The sequence below is a fragment of the Nocardioides luteus genome (assembly GCF_014648595.1).
In the GTDB taxonomy this organism is placed as follows: Bacteria; Actinomycetota; Actinomycetes; order Propionibacteriales; family Nocardioidaceae; genus Nocardioides; species Nocardioides luteus.
Genome location: NZ_BMRK01000013.1, coordinates 25,708 through 45,797 on the forward strand (window position 1 = coordinate 25,708; position 20,090 = coordinate 45,797).

At 72.3% G+C, this 20,090-nt stretch carries 14 protein-coding genes; 10 read left to right on the forward strand and 4 right to left on the reverse strand.

Annotated elements, in window-relative coordinates:
• Nucleotides 1-22: 22 nt before the first annotated feature.
• Nucleotides 23-2,086, forward strand: a complete 2,064-nt coding sequence (locus IEY81_RS16095; protein ID WP_189119498.1) for a HelD family protein — start codon at nt 23-25, stop codon at nt 2,084-2,086.
• Entirely contained in the window at nt 2,083-2,670 is a 588-nt protein-coding gene (locus IEY81_RS16100; protein ID WP_189119499.1) for a GNAT family N-acetyltransferase, read from the forward strand. Before IEY81_RS16095 ends, IEY81_RS16100 begins: the two co-directional genes overlap by 4 nt.
• Here IEY81_RS16100 and IEY81_RS16105 read toward each other — a convergent pair.
• Both IEY81_RS16105 and IEY81_RS16110 read right to left on the reverse strand, forming a co-directional pair.
• Nucleotides 2,660-3,355 (reverse strand): aspartate/glutamate racemase family protein, encoded by a 696-nt coding sequence (locus IEY81_RS16105; RefSeq protein WP_189119500.1) that lies wholly within the window; start codon nt 3,353-3,355, stop codon nt 2,660-2,662. The two genes, IEY81_RS16100 and IEY81_RS16105, sit on opposite strands and share 11 nt — an antisense overlap.
• On the reverse strand, nt 3,352-4,536 hold the full coding sequence (locus IEY81_RS16110) for an epoxide hydrolase family protein (protein WP_189119501.1): 1,185 nt from the start codon (nt 4,534-4,536) through the stop codon (nt 3,352-3,354). The genes IEY81_RS16105 and IEY81_RS16110 overlap by 4 nt, the downstream gene beginning before the upstream one ends.
• An 82-nt stretch (nt 4,537-4,618) precedes the next feature.
• On the opposite strand from IEY81_RS16110, the gene IEY81_RS16115 reads away from it, so the two are divergent.
• Nucleotides 4,619-5,176, forward strand: a complete 558-nt coding sequence (locus IEY81_RS16115; protein WP_189119502.1) for a CGNR zinc finger domain-containing protein — start codon at nt 4,619-4,621, stop codon at nt 5,174-5,176.
• A 135-nt stretch (nt 5,177-5,311) separates the two neighbouring features.
• Here IEY81_RS16115 and IEY81_RS16120 read toward each other — a convergent pair whose 3' ends face one another.
• Nucleotides 5,312-6,397 (reverse strand): NAD(P)-binding domain-containing protein, encoded by a 1,086-nt coding sequence (locus tag IEY81_RS16120; RefSeq protein ID WP_189119503.1) that lies wholly within the window; start codon nt 6,395-6,397, stop codon nt 5,312-5,314.
• A gap of 122 nt (nt 6,398-6,519) precedes the next feature.
• Here IEY81_RS16120 and IEY81_RS16125 point away from each other — a divergent pair, with 122 nt between their 5' ends.
• The 5 genes from IEY81_RS16125 to IEY81_RS16145 all read left to right on the forward strand — a co-directional run bounded on the left by IEY81_RS16125 (nt 6,520) and on the right by IEY81_RS16145 (nt 13,240).
• Nucleotides 6,520-7,872 (forward strand): cytochrome P450, encoded by a 1,353-nt coding sequence (locus IEY81_RS16125; RefSeq protein WP_189119504.1) that lies wholly within the window; start codon nt 6,520-6,522, stop codon nt 7,870-7,872.
• A complete protein-coding gene (locus IEY81_RS16130) occupies nt 7,869-9,458 on the forward strand; it encodes a succinic semialdehyde dehydrogenase (protein WP_189119505.1) in 1,590 nt (529 codons plus the stop codon). The genes IEY81_RS16125 and IEY81_RS16130 overlap by 4 nt, the downstream gene beginning before the upstream one ends.
• Nucleotides 9,455-11,014: a class I adenylate-forming enzyme family protein gene (locus IEY81_RS16135; RefSeq protein WP_189119506.1), complete on the forward strand. Its 1,560-nt coding sequence runs from the start codon at nt 9,455-9,457 to the stop codon at nt 11,012-11,014. Before IEY81_RS16130 ends, IEY81_RS16135 begins: the two co-directional genes overlap by 4 nt.
• Nucleotides 11,011-11,841, forward strand: a complete 831-nt coding sequence (locus IEY81_RS16140) for an SDR family oxidoreductase (protein WP_189119507.1) — start codon at nt 11,011-11,013, stop codon at nt 11,839-11,841. The genes IEY81_RS16135 and IEY81_RS16140 overlap by 4 nt, the downstream gene beginning before the upstream one ends.
• A gap of 91 nt (nt 11,842-11,932) precedes the next feature.
• Nucleotides 11,933-13,240 carry an APC family permease gene (locus IEY81_RS16145; RefSeq protein WP_189119508.1) on the forward strand — a complete coding sequence of 436 codons (1,308 nt, stop codon included), beginning with the start codon at nt 11,933-11,935 and terminating at the stop codon, nt 13,238-13,240.
• Here IEY81_RS16145 and pdxR read toward each other — a convergent pair.
• On the reverse strand, nt 13,163-14,557 hold the full coding sequence (pdxR, locus tag IEY81_RS16150) for a MocR-like pyridoxine biosynthesis transcription factor PdxR (RefSeq protein ID WP_229787916.1): 1,395 nt from the start codon (nt 14,555-14,557) through the stop codon (nt 13,163-13,165). The genes IEY81_RS16145 and pdxR overlap by 78 nt on opposite strands.
• A 50-nt stretch (nt 14,558-14,607) precedes the next feature.
• Here pdxR and IEY81_RS16155 point away from each other — a divergent pair, with 50 nt between their 5' ends.
• Nucleotides 14,608-19,326 (forward strand): DNA glycosylase AlkZ-like family protein, encoded by a 4,719-nt coding sequence (locus IEY81_RS16155; protein ID WP_189119510.1) that lies wholly within the window; start codon nt 14,608-14,610, stop codon nt 19,324-19,326.
• Nucleotides 19,327-19,330: 4 nt separating this feature from the next.
• Complete coding sequence (locus IEY81_RS16160; protein ID WP_189119511.1) at nt 19,331-20,083, forward strand: DNA-formamidopyrimidine glycosylase family protein; 753 nt, start codon at nt 19,331-19,333, stop codon at nt 20,081-20,083.
• The last annotated feature ends 7 nt before the right edge of the window (nt 20,084-20,090 follow it).

The window sequence follows — 20,090 nt, forward strand, 5'->3', positions numbered from 1 at the left end:
ACGGAGAAACGATGGTTCAGCCATGTCCGTAGCCGGAGCCCGCGACGACCTCGACGCCGAACGAGCACATCTGGCCGCGTCCCGGAAGGACCTCGCCCGGATGCGGCGCAAGGTGGAGTCGCTGGACTCCTCGACGGCCGGCAACTGGGTCAGCGCCGAGATCCTCGACGCCACCCTCGCCCAGCGGCTCGAGCAGCTCGCCGACGACCCCGAGGTGCCGCTCTTCTTCGGCCGCATCGACCGGGTCCCCGCCGCGGGTGGTGAGTCCTTCCACATCGGCCGGCGCCACATCTCCGACAGCGTGGGCGACCCGATGGTGGTCGACTGGCGCGCCCCGGTCAGCGTCCCCTTCTACCGGGCCTCGCGCACCGAGCCGATGGGGCTGGCCCGCCGGCGGCGCTACGGGTTCTCCCACGGCGAGCTGACCGCGTTCGAGGACGAGTCGCTGACCGAGACCGGTCCTCAGCAGGAGCACTCGGCGATCCTCGAGGCGGAGATCGAGCGGCCGCGCGTCGGGCCGATGCGCGACATCGTCGCCACCATCCAGCCTGAGCAGGACGTGCTGGTCCGTGCCGACCTCTCCCGGACGATCGTCGTGCAGGGTGCGCCGGGGACGGGGAAGACGGCCGTGGGGCTGCACCGCGCTGCGTACCTCCTCTACGCGCACCGCGACCAGCTCACCCGGCGCGGTGTGCTGATCATCGGGCCCAACTCCTCGTTCCTGCGCTACATCCGCGACGTGCTGCCGGCGCTGGGTGAGATCGAGGCCAAGCAGGCGACGATCGCCGAGCTCGTCAGCGTGCACGGCACTGTCCGCGCGGAGGAGCCCGCTTCGGTGGCGACGCTGAAGGGTGACGTACGCATGGCGGAGGTGCTCCACCGGGCGGTGTGGTCCCACCTCGGCGAGCCGGAGGAGGCGTTGGTCGTCCCGCGCGGGTCGCGACGCTGGCGGGTGCCGGCCTACGAGGCGCGCGAGGCGCTGGAGGGCCTGCGGTCCAACGACCTGAGGTACGCAGCGGGCCGGGCGCTGCTCCCCCGCGCCCTCGCCCACCGGGTGCTGGTGCAGATGGAACGCTCGGGCGACTCGCCCGACGACCGGGTGCAGGACGCGGTGGCGCGGACGAAGCCTGTCAAGGACTATGCCGCCGGCCTGTGGCCGGACCTCAAGCCCGCCAAGGTGCTGCTCCGGCTGTTCACCGACGCGTCCTGGCTGGCGGAGGTCGCCGACGGGATCCTCACCGAGGCCGAGCAGGAGTCGCTGCTGTGGGAGAAGGCACCGCGCTCGGCCGGCTCGGCGCGCTGGTCGCTGGCCGATCTGGTGCTCCTCGACGAGATCGCCGACCTGCTCGACCGCACGCCCTCGGTCGCTCACATCGTCGCCGACGAGGCCCAGGACCTCTCCGCGATGATGCTGCGGGCGCTGGGGCGCCGGTCCACCACCGGCTCGCTGACGGTCCTGGGCGATCTCGCCCAGGCGACGACGCCGTGGGCCTCCTCGTCATGGACCGAGGCGCTGGCCCACCTCGGCAAGCCCGAGGGCCACGTCGAGCAGCTGACCCGGGGCTTCCGGGTGCCGGCCGACGTGATCGCCTACGCCGCCCGGCTCCTCCCCCACATCGCGCCTGACCTGGACCCGCCGGTCGCGGTGCGCCGGGCGCGCGGCGACCTCTCCTTCACCGAAGCGGCCCTCGTGTCCTCTCTGCAGGAGGCCCTGGAGCGCGCCGGCTCGGTGGGCCTGATCGTCCCCGACGCCTCGCTCGGGGCGGCCCGGGCCGAGCTGACCGAGGCCCGCATCCCGTTCGCCGAGATCGGGGTGGAGGCGGACGAGGAGACCGAGTTCGACGCTCACCTCGACCTGGTGCCCGCCTCGCTCGCCAAGGGACTCGAGTTCGACCACGTGGTCGTCTCCGACCCCACCGCGATCGTCGCCGGCGAGCCCGACCGCGCGACCGGCCTGCGCCGCCTCTACGTCTGCCTCACCCGCGCGGTCTCCTCCCTCGTCGTACGCGCTGAGCTCACCGAGGGCGGCCTGCCCGAAGAACTCGGTGGCGTCCCGGACTCGGTTGGTGCGAGGGTGAGCGCATGATCGACACGCGTCCTGACCCGCTGGTGAAGGCCGGGTGGCCGCTGCACACCGAGCGGCTGACGATCCGCCGGATGGTGGCCGCCGACATCGAGCCGACCTGGGCCTTCCGCGGTCTCCCGGAGGTGGCCGAGTGGGTGACGACCGCGTTCACGGACCTCGAGTCCTACCGCAGGGTCTTCGAGCACCCCGACGTCATCGGGCCTGCGCTGGTGATCGAGCACCACGGCGTCATCATCGGCGACCTGATGCTCCGCATCACCGACCCGTGGTCGCAGACCGAGGTGCGCGAGCAGGCCATCGGCTCCCAGGCCGAGCTCGGCTGGACGATCGACCCCGCCCACCAGGGCAAGGGCTACGCCACCGAGGCCGTGCGTGCGGTGCTCGACGTCTGCTTCGGACCGCTCGGGCTGCGCCGGGTCGTGGCGGAGTGCTTCGCCGACAACGAGCCGTCGTGGCGACTGATGGAGCGCCTCGGGATGCGACGGGAGTCCCACACCCGCAAGGACTCGCTCCACCGCACCCGCGGCTGGCTCGACGGGATGTCCTACGCGATCCTCGCCGAGGAGTGGCCGGTCACGCGCTGAGCGCGGCCTCGATCGCTGCCTCGCAGTGCAGCCGGGTGGTCGGGAACAGCCGCACACCCGCGTACGACTCCATGGGCAGGAGCAGCTCGATCTCGGTGCAGCCGAGGATGACGCCCTCGCAGCCTTCGGCGACGAGCCGGTCGATGACCTCGAGGTACGCCTGGCGCGAGCTCTTCTCGAAGACGCCGAGGCAGAGCTCCTCGTAGATGATCCGGTGCACCCTCTGCTGGTCCGTCTCGTTCGGGACGGTGACCTCCAGGCCGTGGCTGCGGAGGCGGTCGGCGTAGAACGGCTGCGACATGGTGAAGCCGGTGCCGAGGAGCCCCACCTTCTGCACGCCGGCGGTCCGCACCGCTGCCGCGGTGGTGTCGCCCAGGTGGAGGAAGCGGTCGCCGTACGTCTCCTCCAACGTCCCGGCGACCTTGTGCATCGTGTTGGTGGCCAGCACGATCACCTCGGCCCCGGCGTCGCTGAGCGTGGCCGCCTCCTCGGCGAGCCGCTCGCCCGCCCGGTCCCACTCGCCCGCGACCTGCATCTCCTCGACCTCGGCGAAGTCGACCGAGCGGACGAGCAGGTCAGCGGAGTGCAGGCCGCCGAGCTGCTTCGCGGCGATCTCGTTCAGCAGGCGGTAGTACTCCGCCGTCGACTCCCAGCTCATCCCGCCCAGCACACCGATGCGTCTCACATCGACCAGTCTGCTCGGGCTGCCAAGACCGCAGCCAGGCCGTCTCGCAGGTCGTCCACGAACAGGTCGGGGACCTCCATCGACGGGAAGTGCCCACCGCGCTCCGGCGTACCCCACCGGACGATCCGGCGGTAGCGCTCCTGCGCCCACGGGCGCGGGCACCGCTCGACGTCGGCGGGGTAGATCGTGATCGCCGAGGGGACATCGACCCGCAGATCGGGGTCGAGCGCGGCGTGGCTCTCGTAGTAGATGCGGGCTGCGGAGGCGCCGGTGCGGGTGAGCCAGTAGAGGGTGACGTCGTCGAGAATGCGGTCGATCGGGATCGTCTCGAACGGGCTGTCCTCGGTGTCGGACCACTCGGCGAACTTGTCCAGCAGCCAGGCGAGCAATCCGACCGGCGAGTCGACGAGCGAGTAGCCGATCGTCTGCGGCCGGGTGGCCTGCTGCTTCGCGTACGCCGCGCGGTGCTGCCAGAAGTCGCGGGTCCCCTCGGCCCACTCCCGCTCCGTCGGGGTCAGGCCGTCCAGGGAGAGACCGGGAGGGCCCTCCGCGAAGGTCGAGTGGATCCCGAGGACGTGGTCGGGGAACCTGCCGGCCAGGACGGTGGTGATGTTGCCGCCCCAGTCACCGCCGTGGGCGAGGAACCGGTCGTATCCGAGCCTGCTCATCAGCTCCACCCAGGCGGCCGCGGTCCGCTCGGTCCCCCAGCCGGTCGTCGTGGGCCGGTCGCTGTAGCCGAAGCCGGGCAGCGACGGGACGACGACGTCGAAGGCGGGGTCTGTGGGGTCGGTCGGGTCGGCCAGCTCCTCGACCACGTCGGCGAAGCGGACGATGCTGTCGGGCCAGCCGTGGGTCAGCAGCAGCGGAGTCGCGTCGGATCGCTGCGATCGACGGTGGAGGAAGTGGATGCCGAGGCCGTCGATGGTCGTCCGGAACTGGCCGATCCGGTCCAGCCGTGCCTCGAACGCTCGCCAGTCGTAGCTCGTGCGCCAGTGGTCGACGATCCGGGTGAGGTCGTCGAGGGGTACGCCCTGGTCCCACCGGTCTCGTCCGGTCGCTGACGTGTCGACCGTCTCCGGCTCGGGCAACCGCGCGGCGGCCAGGCGCGCTCGCAGGTCGGCGAGGTCTTCTTCGGGCGCGTGGGCTTCGAACGGTCGTACGTCACGGCTCTGGTCGGACATGGATCCTCCTGGCGTCGTCGGAACCGGCTATGACGGTTCTAGCATGCCGTCGCAGTGCTTGACAACCGGCTATGGTGGTTCCATGCCTGCTGGACACCCCGACTTCCGCCTCGGCAGCGTGCTCGCGACGAGCTTCACGGGGACCCTCTCGGAGCGTCACGGCGATCCGGTCGAGCGCATCCCCACTCCGCAGCGGCTCCTCGACTGGCTCGACGTCTATGGCCTGGCCGTCGACGCCTGCACCCCGGCCCAGCTCGACCTCGCCCGCGAGCTCCGGGAGTCCATCCACGCCGCCGCCACCGCGGCCGCCCTCGACGAGCCGCTCCCCTCCTCTGCCGTCGAGGTGATCAACGCCTACAGCACCGACGGCCGCGCCTCTGCGTTGCTGACCCGCGATGGCGAGCGCCGCTGGCAGCTGGGCCCGGACTCCGCCCTCGTCGACGCCCTCGGCGTCATCGCCGCCGACGCGATCGACATCGTCTCCGGCGAGCGCGACGGGAGGCTCGCCCTCTGCGCCTCCCCCACCTGCCGAGCTGCCTTCTTCGACACCAGCCGCAGCCGCACCCGCCGCTGGTGCGACATGAACACCTGCGGCAACCGCGAGAAGAAGGCCCGCTTCAACGCCACCCACCGCCCCTGACCCCCTCCTCGCCGAGCCGGCGCAACTGCCCCAGAATCCAACGCCGACTCGGCGAACCAGAGCGAGGCAGACGCGCCGACTCGGCGAACCACAACGAGGCAGACGCGCCGACTCGGCGATCGGTGTGACGACGGCTTACTGGTTTACGGGCTTTGGGTCGGGCTCGGCAGCCAGCTGGCGGCGTACTGCCAGTGCGGCGGCGCGGCCGGCGCGGCTGGCGCCGATCGTGCTGGCGGAGGGGCCATAGCCGACGAGCTGGACGCGCGGGTCGTACGCAGCGGTGACCGCGGTCTGCACGTCGGCCGAGCCGCGCAGCAGCGGGATGCCGCCGTGCGGACTGCGCAGGTGCAGCGGCGCGAGGTGGGTGACCGCGGGACGGAAACCCGTGGCCCAGAGGATCGCATCGACCCGCTCGAAAGCGCCCGAGTCCCAGCGCAACCCGTCGGGCTCGATCCGGGCGAACATCGGCAGCCGGCTCTCGTAGACACCGAGCCGCGCGGCCTCCTGCTCCTGCGGGCGCAGGCTGAGACCGGTGACGCTGACGACGCTGGCCGGCGGCAGGCCGGCCTCGACCCGCTCGGCGACCAGTGCGACGGCCTCACGGCCACGCTCGGCGTCGAAGTCGGAGCGCCACACCGGCTCGCGGCGCGTGACCCAGAGCACGTCGGTCAGCGGCGCCAGCTCGCCGAGGAACTGCACCGCCGATGCACCGCCACCGACCACCGCCACGCGCTTGCCGCGGAAGTGGTCGGCGCCGGGGTAGTCGTGGGTGTGCACCTGCTCTCCGAGGAAGGTCTCGGCGCCGGGATAGTGGGGCACGAACGGCCGGGTCCAGGTGCCGGTGGCGTTGACGAGGGTGCGGGTGAGCCAGGTGCGCCCGTCGGTCGAGTGCACCGCGAGCAGGTCGCCGACCGAGGTCACCGTGGAGACCTTCACCGGCCGCTCCACGGGCAGCTCGTGCAGCGACTCGTAGAGGCCGAACCAGGCCGGTACGGCGACGTTGGCCCGCTCGCGGGAGTCGCCGGGCGCCCGACCGTCCGGCAGGTCGGCCACGCCGTGCACGTCGTGCATCGTCAGTGAGTCCCAGCGGTGCTGCCAGGCGCCTCCGGGTCGCCGTTCGGAGTCGAGCACCACGTGGCGTACTCCCAGGCGGGCGAGGTGGTAGGACGCCGACAGACCGGCCTGGCCGGCACCGATCACGACTGCCTCGTAGCTCTCCACACAACCCTCAACAACACACCGAGAAAATTCCATACCGACAGAATGCTGCGGGAACACGTTCTACTTGACTACCCTCGACGAAGGCTCGGGACCGGGAGGTCGGAAACGATGGAACGAACGCCATGACAGCCACCGAGATGCTCCGCGAGGTGCCACCGCTCGCGCCGGGCGACCACGGGCTCCCCTGGGTCGGCAGGCTGCTCGACTACTCCCGCGACCCGGTCGCCTTCTACCGCCATCAGTGGGAGACGTACGGCCCGGTCTCGCCGTTCTTCCGGGCCGGCCAGTCCGGGGTGGTGGTGCTCGGCCCGGACGCCTGCGAGGCGGTCCTGCGCAACAAGGACAAGGCCTTCGCCAACGGGCCCGCGTGGGGCGAGATCGTCGGCCCGTTCTTCGACCGCGGCCTGATGCTGCTCGACTTCGCCGAGCACCACGCCCACCGCCGGATCATGCAGGAGGCCTTCACCCGGGACCGCCTCGCGACCTATACGACTGCGATGCAGCCGGCGATCGCCGAGGGCATGCGCGGCTGGACCAGCGACGAGGCCTTCCCCGCCTACCCCCGGCTCAAGCAGCTCACCCTCGACATCGCCGCCGACATCTTCATGGGCGGTGCCGCCGAGACCAGCCGGGCCGAGATGGACCGGGTCAACCGGGCGTTCATCGCCTGCGTGCAGGCGGCCGCCGGCGTCATCCGCGCCGACGTGCCGTTCACCCGCTGGGGCCGCGCCTTCCGCGGCCGGAAGGTGCTCGAGGCCTTCCTGCGCCACTACCTCCCCGCCAAGCGGGCGCGGCAGACCGACGACATCTTCTCGGTGCTGTGCCACATCGAGACCGACGACGGCGAGCGGTTCAGCGACCAGGACGTCGTCAACCACATGATCTTCCTGATGATGGCCGCCCACGACACCTCGACCATCACCACCTCCACGATGCTGCAGTTCCTCGGTCAGCACCCGCAGTGGCAGCAGCGCTGCCGCGAGGAGTCGCTCGCCCTCGGCCCCGCGCCGACCATGCCGGAGATCGAGAGCCTGACCAGCCTCGACCTGGTGATGAAGGAGGCGCTGCGGCTGCGGGCCCCGGTGCCGGCGCTGATGCGGCGTACGGTCAAGGAGACCAGCCTCGCCGGCGTCCGCATCCCCGAGGACACCGCGATGATGGTGGGGGTCCAGTTCAGCCATCTGATGGAGGACTACTGGACCAACCCGACGGTCTTCGACCCCGAGCGCTTCGCCCCGCACCGCCGCGAGGACAAGAGCCACCGGATGGCGTGGGAGCCGTTCGGCGGCGGGGTGCACAAGTGCATCGGCCTCTACTTCGCCGGCCTCGAGGTCAAGTCGATCCTGCACCGGTTGCTGCGCGACTACCGCTGGAGCGTCTCCCCCGGCTACCGCGCGCCCCTGGACAACAGCTCGCTGCCCTTCCCCAAGGACGGCAACCCCATCCACCTCACCCGGATCCGAGGAGATCGATGACCACCAAGACTCCAGAAGCCCAGAGCGTACGTCCCACCTGGATCGACGAGGCACGGCTCGCCTCCTGGACCCGCTGGGTGGCCTGCCCGGTCTCCGGCGGCGACGGCTCGCTGACCGCGTCCGCTCCCTACGACGCCCGGCCGACGGCGCCGGTGCCGTCGGTCACCACCGCGGACGTCGCCGAGGCCGCCGCCGCGGCGCGTGCGGCCCAGCCCGACTGGGCGACCCTGGAGTTCTCCGACCGCGCCGAGGTCGTGCTCCGCTTCCACGACCTGCTGGTCGAGCGGCAGGACGAGGTGCTCGACCTGATCCAGTGGGAGATGGGCAAGGCCCGGTTCCACGCCTGGCAGGAGATCCTGCAGGTCGGCTCCGTCGCCCGTCACTACGCCAAGCGGGGCAGCGTCTACCTCGCCGACAAGCGGGTGCGAGGGGTCATCCCGGGCGTCACCGCGGTGAAGGAGATCCGGGTGCCGAAGAAGGTCGTCGGCATCATCTCGCCGTGGAACTACCCGCTCTACCTGGGCGTCGGCGACGTCATCCCCGCGCTGCTGGCCGGCTCGGCGGTGATCTCCAAGGCAGACCCGCAGACCCCGCTGACACTGCTGTGGACGCGGGCACTGATGGCCGAGGCCGGTCTGCCCGAGCACGTCTGGCAGGTCGTGACCGGACCGGGCGCGGCGACGGGTGAGGCGGTCATCGACAACGTCGACTACATCGCGTTCACCGGGTCGACCGCGACCGGCCGCATCGTCGCCCAGCGCGCCGCCGGGCGGCTGATCGGCTCCTCCCTCGAGCTCGGCGGCAAGAACCCGCTGATCGTCCGCCGCGACGCCGACCTCGCCCAGGCCGCCCGCGGCACCGTGACCGCGGCCTTCGCCAACACCGGCCAGATGTGCGTCCACATCGAGCGCGTGGTGGTGCACGAGGAGGTCTACGACGCCTTCCGGCAGGCGCTCGTCGCCGAGACCGAGAGCCAGGTGGTCGGGCAGGGCTTCGACTACTCCGCCGACATCGGCTCGCTGGCCTCCGAGGCCCAGCTCGAGAAGATCACCGCCCATGTCACCGACGCGGTCGCGAAGGGCGCGAGGGTCCTGGCCGGCGGCGAGCCGCTCCCCGAGGTGGGCCCCTACGCCTACGCCCCCACGGTCCTGGAGGACGTCACCGACGAGATGGACCTGTGCCTGGGCGAGACCTTCGGCCCGGTCGTCGCGCTCTACCGTGCTGGCAGCGACGAGGAGGCGGTCCGGATCGCCAACCAGGGTGAGGCCGGGCTCTCGGCGAGCGTCTTCAGCAAGAACCTCCGCGAGGCGGACATGATCGCCCGCCGCATCCGGGCGGGCGCGGTGAACATCAACGACGGCGCCGCCCTCGCGGTCGGCAGCATCGAGGCCGGGATGGGCGGGATGGGCACCAGCGGCATCGGCCGCCGCCACGGCGCCGACGGGATCCGCCGGTTCACCGACGCGCAGACCCTCGCCGTCTCCCGGATGGGTCCGATCGGGCCGCTCAAGGGGCAGACGCTGGAGAAGTTCGTGAAGCTCGGCAACGGCCAGCTCAAGGCGATGCGGAAGCTGGGCGTCCGATGAGCGCGGCGGAGCCCCTCGAGGGGGCCGCTCCGGGCGAGCACAACCTGGCGGTGCTGGCGGAGGCCTCCTACGCCAAGCACGGCGACTACCCGATGATCTTCTTCGAGGGCGAGTGGCACACCTCGACCTCGATCGCCGAGCGGTCCGCCCGGGTCGCCGGCGGGCTGCGCGGCCTCGGCATCGAGCCGGGCGACCGGGTCGTGGTGCTCACCATGAACACTCCGGAGGTCTTCGTCAGCTACCGCGCCCTGTGGCGGCTCGGGGCAGTCGTGACGCCGGTGATCTTCCTGCAGACCCCGCCGGAGCTGCGCCACATCCTGGAGGACTCCGGCGCCGCCGCGGCCATCGTCACGCCCGAGCTGCTCCCGCTGGTCCAGGCGGCCTCCGAGGGCCTCGGCCTGACCGTCATCGTCGCCGGGGACACGCCGGAGGGCGAGGGGCTGGTGGCGTACGAGAGTCTGGAGAGCGCCGACCCGATCGAGATCGCTCCTCGCGGTGACGACGACCTGGCCGCGTTGCTCTACACCGGCGGCACCACCGGACGGGCCAAGGGCGTGATGCTCAGCCACCGCGGCCTGTGGGAGTCCGGGCACGCACTCCACCGGGTCGGCGAGAGCCAGGGCACGACCAGGTGGCTGCTGCCGCTGCCGCTCTCCCACGCGTACGGCCTGATCGTGGTCATCAGCGGGATGCACGCCTCGCGGCCGCAGAGCTCGGTGCTGCAGCGGTGGTTCGACGCCAAGGGCTGGCTCGAGCTCGCCCAGGAGCACCGGATCGAGGCCAGCACGGTGGTGCCGTCGATGCTGCAGATGCTGCTCGACCAGCCGTACCAGGACTACGACCTGGGCTCGCTGCGCTCCTTCGGCAGCGGCGGCGCTCCGCTGCTGCCGGCGCTGCGGGAGAAGGTCGAGGAAGCCTTCGGGGTGACGATCCTGGAGGGCTACGGCTGCACCGAGTCGAGCGCGGTGATCGCCGCCTCGAGCATCGAGGAGTCGCGGCCCGGCAGCGTCGGCAAGCCGCTCTCCCACGCCGAGGTGATCATCGCCGGGCCGTCGGGCGAGCCGCTGCCTGCCGGCGAGGAGGGCGAGATCTGGGTGCGCGGGCCGGGGGTGATGCAGGGCTACTGGAACGACCCCGAGCAGACCGCGGCCACCCTCGTCGACGGCTGGCTGCACACCGGCGACATCGGCCACTTCGACGACGACGGCTATCTCTACGTCGACGACCGGATCAAGGACCTGATCATCCGTGGCGGGTTCAACGTCTTCCCGCGCGACGTCGAGGACGCGCTCCTCGCCCACGAGGCGGTCACCGCCGCCGCTGTGGTCGGCCGTCCGGACACCAAGAGCGGCGAGGAGGTGGTCGCGGTGGTCGCGCTCCATCCCGGTGCGCAGGCCACCCCGGAGGAGCTGATCGCCTTCGCCAAGACCCGTCTCGCGCCCCACAAGTACCCCCGCGAGGTCCTGATCCTCGACGCCGTGCCCGTCACGAGCGTGGGGAAGACCGACAGAAAAGCCGTACGCAGCATGGTCCGCACCAACCAAGGAGAGTCATGACACGTCAGATCGAGGGAACCTCCGTCATCGTCACCGGAGGCGCCCGGGGCATCGGGCACGCCAGCGCCGAGCGGCTGGCCCGCGCCGGGGCCTCCGTGGCCATCGGCGACCTGGACCCGGATCTCGCCGCCGACCTCGTCAGTGAGTTCGGGCCACGGGTGAAGGCCGCCCATCTCGACGTCACCGACCCGGAGTCGTGGCGTACGTTCCTGGAGACCGTGGCCGAGCTGGGCCCGTGGGACGTGCTGGTCAACAACGCCGGGATCATGCCGCTCGGCTCGGTGCTGAAGGAGGACGACGCCCTCACCCGGGCGATCTTCGAGGTCAACGTGCACGGCCCGATCAACGGCATCAAGGCCGTCGCGCCGACGATGGTCGAGCGCGGCACCGGCCACATCGTCAACGTCTCCTCGGCGGTCGGACGGGTCGCGGTGCCCGACGGTGCGACCTACTCGGCCTCGAAGTTCGCCGTGGTCGGCTTCTCCGAGGCGCTGCGGGCAGAGCTGGCCCCGTCCAACGTCGACGTCTCGCTGATCATGCCGACGGTCGTGCAGACCGAGCTCGCCACCGGCGTGCCGCCGGCCAAGGGGATCAAGCCGGTCACCGCCGAGGACGTCGCCGAGGCGATCGAGTCGGTCATCCGCGAGCCCCGGCCGGAGGTCTGGGTGCCGAGCTGGACCCAGTCGCTGACCAAGCTCACCCAGGCGATGCCGCGCAAGGTGCAGGACTTCGTCGACAGGGCCACCCACGCCTCGGCCCTGCTGGCCGGCGTGGACCCCGCCTCGCGCACGGCCTACGACGAGCGGGTGCGGCGCAACGTGCACTGATCCCCCGCCGTCCCTGCGGGGGTATTGGCCCAGGTGACGGAGGGCCGATTGGCCGGGCGGCAGGAGGGTCGCGCTCACTAGCGTCGACCTCGTGAAGAACGACGGACTCTCCGTGCCCCAGGGCGCGGCCCTCACCCTCGGTGCGGTGCTCGGCACCGGTGTCATCTCCCTGCCGGCCCTGGCGGCCGACGAGGCCGGACCAGCCTCGTTGGTCGCCTGGCTGGCGCTGATCCTGCTCTCGGTGCCGCTGGCAGCCACCTTCGCCGCGCTCGGGGCACGCCATCCTGACGGCGGTGGCGTCGCGACGTACGCACGGCTCGCCTTCAACCAGCACGTCTCGACCATGGTCGGCTGGGCCTTCTACCTCACGATCGGTGTGGGCGCGCCGGTCGCGGCCGGGTTCGGTGGGGCGTACGTCGCCGACGCCTTCGGCGGTGGCCGGGACGTCTCGATGGCCGCGACGGCGGCGATCATCCTGCTCGTCACGGCGATGAACTGGTTCGGCATCAAGGTCTCGGGCGGGGTCCAGCTGGCGATCGCGGGGACGATCGCGCTGCTGCTCCTGGTGGCCGTGCTGGTGGCTCTGCCGCACGCCGAGATCGGCCGGCTCACGCCCTTCGCACCGCACGGGTGGGGCTCGGTCGGCACTGCGGCGGCGATTCTGGTCTGGGCGTTCGCAGGCTGGGAGATCCTCTCCTCGCTCTCGGCCGACTACCGCGACCCGGCGCGCGACATCCGCCGGGCGACCGTGATCGCGATGGTGGTGGTGACGGTGCTCTACCTCGGGGTCGCGTTCGCGACCGTGGCCGCGCTCGGGCCCACCTCCGGTGCCGCGCCGCTGGCGGACCTGCTGGTCCTCGGCTTCGGTGAGCCGGCGCGGCCGGTCACGGCCGTGGTCGCGGTGCTGCTGACCGTCGGGGCGATCAACGCCTACTTCGCCGGCGGCTCGCGGCTGGGTGCCGCGCTCGCCCGCGAGGGCGGTCTGCCGCGGGCGCTGGCCGACCCCGCCTCGGCGATCCCGCGGCGCTCGCTGCTCGCGGTCGCCGCGGTCGCGCTGGTCACCCTCGCGGTGGTCTGGGTCGCGGGTGCATCCACCGATGCCGCGCTGCTGATGGCCTCGGGCACCTTCTCGCTGCTCTACGTCGTGGGCGCCGCGGCCGCCCTGCGCCTGCTGCCGCGCGGCGGGAGGTCGTGGTGGGCGGCGGTCTGCTCGCTGGTCGCCGCTCTCGTGCTGCTCGGGCTCACCGGTGCCCACCTGCTCGGGCCGGTGCTCTTCGCCGGCGCCGGTCTGGCCTGGTCGCTGCTGCGCTCCCGCCCGAGCTCAGGTCCAGCCCGCGAGCCGGGCCAGGAGCTCGAGCCCGCGCGGGAGGGTCTCTGTCCGGACGGCTCCGTAGCCTAGGAAGAGCCCGTCGCGGCCCGGGAGCAGCCGGTTGGCGGCGATCGTGTCCACCGCCAGTCCGTCGGCGGCGGCGCGCTCGCGCAGGTCGGGCGGCACGTCCGCGTAGGCGGAGAGGTGCAGGCCGGCAGCCGAGGGAAGCACCTCGACCGGCCACGTCGCGAGGGTCTCGAGGAGGAGCGAGCGGCGGGCTGCGTACGTCTTGGAGGCCTTGCGCACGTGGCGGGCGAGCAGGCCCTCCTCCAGGAAGCGGGCCAGGGCGGCCTGGGGCTGGACCGGGCCGAAGCCGTCGGCGAGCTGCTTGGCGGCCAGGAGGCTGTCGACGAGGGTGCCCGGCGCGACCAGATAGCCGGTGCGCAGGCTGGGCAGCAGCGACTTGGAGAAGGTGCCGACGTAGATCACCCGGCCCTGGTCGTCGAGGGCGTGCAGCGGCTCGAGAGGGCGCTCGGTGAAACGGAATTCGCTGTCGTAGTCGTCCTCGACGATGCCCGCGCCATGGGTGTGTGCGAAGGCGAGGAGCTCGCGGCGACGGCTCCGGGAGAGGCGTACGCCGAGGGGGAACTGGTGGCTCGGTGTCGTGTAGACGAGTCGGGCCTGCTCGGGGATGTCGGCGACCACCAGCCCCGCCTCGTCGACCGGCACCGGCACCACGCGGGCGCCGTGGGAGGCGAAGAGGTCGCGGGCGGAGGCGTAGCCGGGGTCCTCGACGGCGACGACGTCGCCCGGCTCGAGGAGCACCCGGGCGACGAGGTCGAGCGCCTGCTGGGTGCCGCTGGTGACGACGATCTGGTCCGGGTCGGCGCGGACGCCGCGGTGGTAGGCGACGGTGTGGGCCAGCGCCTCACGGAGCCTCGGCAGCCCGGCGGGCGAGGGGTAGGCGCCGGGGTTGTGGCCGCGCAGCCGCGACTCGGCGGCCAGGATCCGGCGCCAGGTGTCGAACGGGAAGAGCTCGGCGTCGGGGATCCCCACCCGCAGGTCGTACGCCGGGACCGCCCCGTCACCGCTCGTCGGCCGCGGGGTCCACCGCCATCCCGCGCGCGGGCGCAGGGCGCCGCTGGTGGCCTCGTTCCTGGGTTGCGGCGTGCTCTCGGCGACGTACGTCCCGGCGCCGACGCGCGATTCCAGGAAGCCCTCGGCGACGAGCCGCTCGTAGACGGTGGCGACGGTGTTGCGTGAGATGCCGAGGTCCTTGGCGAGCGCTCGGCTCGCGGGAAGTCGGTCGCCCGCCTTCAGCCTGCCGTCGGCCAGCGCGTCGCGCAGGGCCCGGTAGAGCGAGGCGGACCTGACCGACCGGTCGGTCAGGTCGAGCGCGAGATCCACAGCGGGATTGCACCACAAGAGTGTCGGTGGTCGCGACTAGGTTGGTGAGCATGAGTGACCCGTCTCCTGCGTTGGCGCAGTTCAGCGACCCGACCCGCACGTGGTTCGGTGCTGCCTTCGCGACGCCGACGGCGGCCCAGGCCGGGGCCTGGGAGGCGATCGGCGCGGGGCGCAACGCGCTCGTGGTGGCGCCCACCGGGTCCGGCAAGACGCTCAGCGCGTTCCTGTGGTCGATCGACAAGCTGCTGACCGAGCCGGTGCCGGAGAAGAAGAAGCGCTGCCGGGTGCTCTACATCTCCCCGCTCAAGGCGCTCGGCGTCGACGTCGAGCGCAACCTGCGCAGCCCGCTGGTCGGGATCCGGCAGACCGCCGAGCGGCTGGGTGTCGATGCTCCGGAGGTGCGGGTCGGGGTCCGCTCGGGCGACACCTCCGCGGCCGACCGGCGCAAGCTGTCCACCGCGCCGCCCGACATCCTGATCACCACGCCCGAGTCGCTCTTCCTGATGCTGACCAGCCAGGCGCGCGAGACGCTGCGCAACGTGGAGACGGTGATCGTCGACGAGGTCCACGCGGTGGCGGCGACCAAGCGCGGCTCCCACCTGGCGCTGACCTTGGAGCGGCTCGACGCGCTCCTGGAGAAGCCGGCGCAGCGCATCGGGCTCTCCGCGACCGTCCGCCCGCTGGAGGAGGTCGCGCGCTACCTCGGCGGGTCCCAGCCCGTCGAGATCGTCGCGCCGCCGGCCGAGAAGCGCTGGGACCTGAGCGTGGTGGTCCCGGTCGAGGACATGACCGCGCCGAGCCCCTACAACGACGACGAGGACGACGACGAGGACCCACAGCGGGCCAGCTCGATCTGGCCCCACGTCGAAGAGCACGTCGCCGACCTGGTCACCTCGCACCGTTCGACGATCGTCTTCGCCAACTCCCGCCGGCTCGCCGAGCGGCTGACCGCGCGGCTCAACGAGATCGCCGCCGACCGGGTCTTCCAGACACCGCCCGGGGGTCCGCCCTCCGGCCCGCCCGCCGAGGTGATGGCGCAGTCGGGCCAGTCACAGGGCGCGCCCGACGTGATCGCCAAGGCCCACCACGGCAGCGTCTCGAAGGAGCAGCGCGCGCTGATCGAGGACGACCTCAAGTCCGGCCGGCTGCCGGCGGTGGTCGCGACCTCGAGCCTCGAGCTCGGCATCGACATGGGCGCGGTCGACCTGGTCGTCCAGATCGAGTCTCCGCCCAGCGTCGCCTCCGCTCTCCAGCGCGTCGGGCGCGCCGGCCACCAGGTCGGCGAGGTCTCGCGCGGCGTCCTCTTCCCGAAGCACCGTGGCGACCTCGCTCAGACCGCGGTCAGCGTGCAGCGGATGCAGCAGGGGCTGATCGAGTCGATGAGCCTGCCGGCCAACCCGCTCGACGTGCTCGCCCAGCAGATCGTCGCCGCCACCGCGCTCGACACCTGGGACGTCGACGAGCTGTTCACCCTGGTCCGGCGCACGGCGTCCTACGCGACGCTTCCCCGCTCCGCCTACGACGCGACCCTCGACCTGCTCGCCGGGCGCTACCCGAGCGAGGAGTTCGCCGAGCTCCGCCCGCGGATCGTGTGGGATCGCGTCGCCGGGACGGTGACCGGTCGTCCGGGCGCGCAGCGACTGGCCGTCACCAGCGGCGGCACCATCCCCGACCGCGGCCTCTTCGGTGTCTTCATCGCCGGCGAGGGCGCCGGTCGCAGGGTCGGCGAGCTCGACGAGGAGATGGTCTACGAGTCCCGGGTCGGCGACGTCTTCGCGCTCGGCGCGACCAGCTGGCGGATCGAGGACATCACCCACGACAAGGTGCTGGTGACCCCGGCGCCCGGCGTGCCCGGCCGGCTGCCGTTCTGGAAGGGCGACTCGCTGGGTCGTCCTGCCGAGCTCGGCGAGGCGGTAGGTGCCTACACCCGCGAGCTCGCCTCGATGCCCGCCAAGAAGGCCGAGGCGAAGGCGCAGCAGGACGGGCTGGACGCCTACGCCGCCGCCAACCTGGTCACCTACCTGACCGAGCAGGCCGAGGCGACCAACATCCTCCCCTCCGACAGCAACATCGTCGTCGAGCGGTTCCGAGACGAGCTCGGCGACTGGCGGCTGGTGGTCCACTCCCCCTACGGCCGCCCGGTGCACGCGCCCTGGGCGTTGGCGATCAACGCCCGGATCCGCGAGCGCTACGGCGTCGACGGCCAGGCGATCGACAGTGACGACGGCATCGTGATCCGGCTGCCCGACACCGACGCCGAGGCGCCGACCGGCGAGATCATCGTCTTCGAGCCCGACGAGATCGAGGGCATGGTCACCACCGAGGTCGGCGGGTCCGCCCTCTTCGCCAGCCGGTTCCGCGAGTGCGCCGCGCGGGCGCTGCTCCTCCCTCGCCGCGACCCGGGCCGCCGCTCGCCGCTGTGGCAGCAGCGGCAGCGCTCGGCGGCGCTCCTCGAGGTCGCCTCGCAGTATCCGAGCTTCCCGATCATCCTCGAGGCCGTCCGCGAGTGCCTCCGCGACGTCTACGACCTGCCCTCCCTCGTCGGTCTGCTCAAGCGCATCGAGAGCCGCGAGATCTCGATCGTCGACGTCTCCACCCAGAGCCCCTCGCCCTACGCCCAGTCGCTGCTCTTCGGCTACGTCGCCCAGTTCCTCTACGAGGGCGACTCGCCCCTGGCCGAGCGCCGCGCCGCCGCCCTCACCCTCGACCAGGGGCTCCTCGCCGAGCTGCTCGGCCGTGCCGAGCTTCGCGAGCTCCTCGACCCCGAGGTGCTCACCGAGGTCGAGTCCGAGCTCCAGCGCCTCGCCCCGGGACGTAAGGCCCGCGGAGCCGAAGGCATCACCGACCTCATCCGCACCATCGGCCCGCTGTCCCTCTCCGAGATCGCCGCCCGCACCACCCCCGCCGACCCGTCGAAAATCGACGCCGAGACGTCAGAAATTGACGCCGAGGCGTCAGTTTCTGACGCGTCGGGCACGAAAACTGACGCCTCGGCGTCAAAGATCGACCTCTCGGCGTCAGAAAGTGACGTCTCGGGGGTGCTCGAGGGGCTGGCTACGGCGCGGCGGGTGGTCGAGGTGCGGGTTGCCGGGGAGAGCCGGTGGGCCGTCGTCGAGGACGTGGCTCGGCTGCGCGACGGGCTGGGGGTGGCGGTGCCTCCGGGCGTACCGTCCGCGTTCACCGAGCCGGTCGAGGATCCGGTCGGCGACCTGGTCTCGCGATACGCGCGCTCGCACGGGCCGTTCACGGCGCCCGACGTGGCGGCGCGGCTGGGGCTGGGCGAGGCGGTCGTACGCCACGCGCTGGGTCGGCTCGCGGCCCGTGGACGGGTGCTCGACGGGGAGTTCCGGCCCGGCGGGAGCGGGCTGGAGTGGTGTGACGCCGACGTGCTCCGGATGCTGCGACGGCGTTCGCTCGCCCGGCTGCGCAAGGAGGTCGAACCGGTCGAGCCCGCGGCGCTGGGCAGGTTCCTGCCGGCGTGGCAGAAAGCCTCGACGAGCTCGACGGGGACGAGGAAGGGCGCGCTGCGCGGCGTCGACGGCGTGCTGAGCGTGGTCGACCAGCTGGCGGGCTGCCCGGTGCCGGCCAGCGCGCTGGAGAGTCTGATCCTGCCGGCCCGGGTGATCGACTACGAGCCGGCCTTTCTCGACGAGCTGACCGCCGGCGGTGAGGTGCTCTGGTCCGGCCACGGAACCCTGCCCGGCACGGACGGCTGGGTCTCGCTGCACCCGATCGACACCGCCGACCTGACCCTGCCGCCGCCCGCCGAGATGCCGCCGGGGCCGCTCGCCGAGCGGCTCCTCGAAGCGCTGGAGCCCGGGGGCGCCTGGTTCTTCCACCAGCTCGCCCGCACCGTGGCATCCGCCTCCGAGAAGACGCCCAGCGACGCCGACCTGAGCGCGGCGCTGTGGGAGCTGGTCTGGTCAGGACGGGTCAGCAACGACACGCTGCTGCCGCTGCGCGCGCTGACCCGGTCCGGCACCCCCTCCCACCGCTCGAAGCGTCCACCGCCTCGAGCCCGTAGCGGTCACTACACCGGCGGCGGCAGGATGCCGGCAAGGTCGGGTCTTCCCGAGACCGCTGGACGCTGGACGATCCTGCCGGAGCCGGACCCCGACCCGACCAAGCGCGCGCATGCCGCGGCCGAGCGGCTGCTCGACCGCCACGGCGTGGTCACCCGCGGCGCGGTCCAGTCCGAGCGCACCCCGGGCGGGTTCGCCGCGGTCTACAAGGTGCTCAGCGCCTTCGAGGAGTCCGGCCGAGCCAGGCGCGGATACTTCGTCGAGGGGCTCGGTGCGGCCCAGTTCGGCACGGCAGGATCGGTCGACCGGCTGCGCACCTTCTCCCGGGTCGATCCGACCGACGAGCCGATCGCCCTCGCGCTCGCCGCGACCGACCCGGCGAACCCCTACGGAGCTGCGCTCCCCTGGCCGGTCTCGACGCCCTCGACCCCCGACGCCTCGGGCCATCGGCCCGGCCGCAAGGCCGGGGCGATCGTGGTGCTGGTCGACGGCGAGCTGGCGATGTACGTCGAACGCGGCGGCCGCACGCTCTTGACGTGGTCCGACGACCCCAACCTCCTCGAGCCGGCCGCCGAGGCGCTGGCCGCGGCGGTCCGACGAGGCGCGCTCGGCCGGCTCACGGTGGAGAAGGCCGACGGCGCGCCGCTGCTCGGCTCCGGGGACACCCCGCTGCGGCAGGCGCTGCAGTACGCCGGCTTCATCGCCACCCCGCGGGGTCTGCGCCTGACGACCTCGCAGAGCAGGTGAGGAGATGCCCGAGGGAGATGCGGTGCACCGCACCGCCCGTCGCCTGGAGAAGGGGATCGGCGGCCAGAGGCTGATGCGTACGGACTTCCGGGTGCCGAAGCTGGCCACCGTCGACCTCTCCGGCGGCACTGTCGTCGAGACGGTCGCGCGCGGCAAGCACCTGCTGACGCGGATCGACCACGAGACCGGCGAGTGGACGCTGCACACCCACCTGAAGATGGAGGGCACCTGGCGCATCCTCGAGCACGGCAGGCGCTGGCCGAAGCCCGCCTTCCAGGCGCGGGTCGCGCTGCGCACCGAGAAGGTGGAGGCGGTCGGCTTCCTGCTCGGCATCGTCGAGCTCGTCCGTCGAGACCGGGAGGAGGACGTGGTCGGCCACCTCGGCCCCGACATCCTCGGTGACGACTGGGACCCCGACATCGCCGTCGCGCGCCTCGCCCAGCAGCCGGACCGGCCGCTCTTCGAAGCGCTGCGCGACCAGACGATCCTCGCCGGGATCGGCACCATCTACGCGGCCGAGACCTGCTTCATCGCCGGCCTCGACCCGATGCACACCGTCGCAGAGGCCGGCGACCGGCTCCCCCGCCTGCTGCAGCGCACCCGTGACCTGATGCAGGCCGACTGGTCGCGCTCCGGCCGGATGTGGATCTACGGCCGCAAGGCCTGCCGCCGTTGCGGCGGCACCGTGACCCGGATCAAGGTCGGCCCACCGGGCAAGGAGCGTCCGCTCTACTTCTGCCCGAGGTGCCAGACCTGATCCGTGC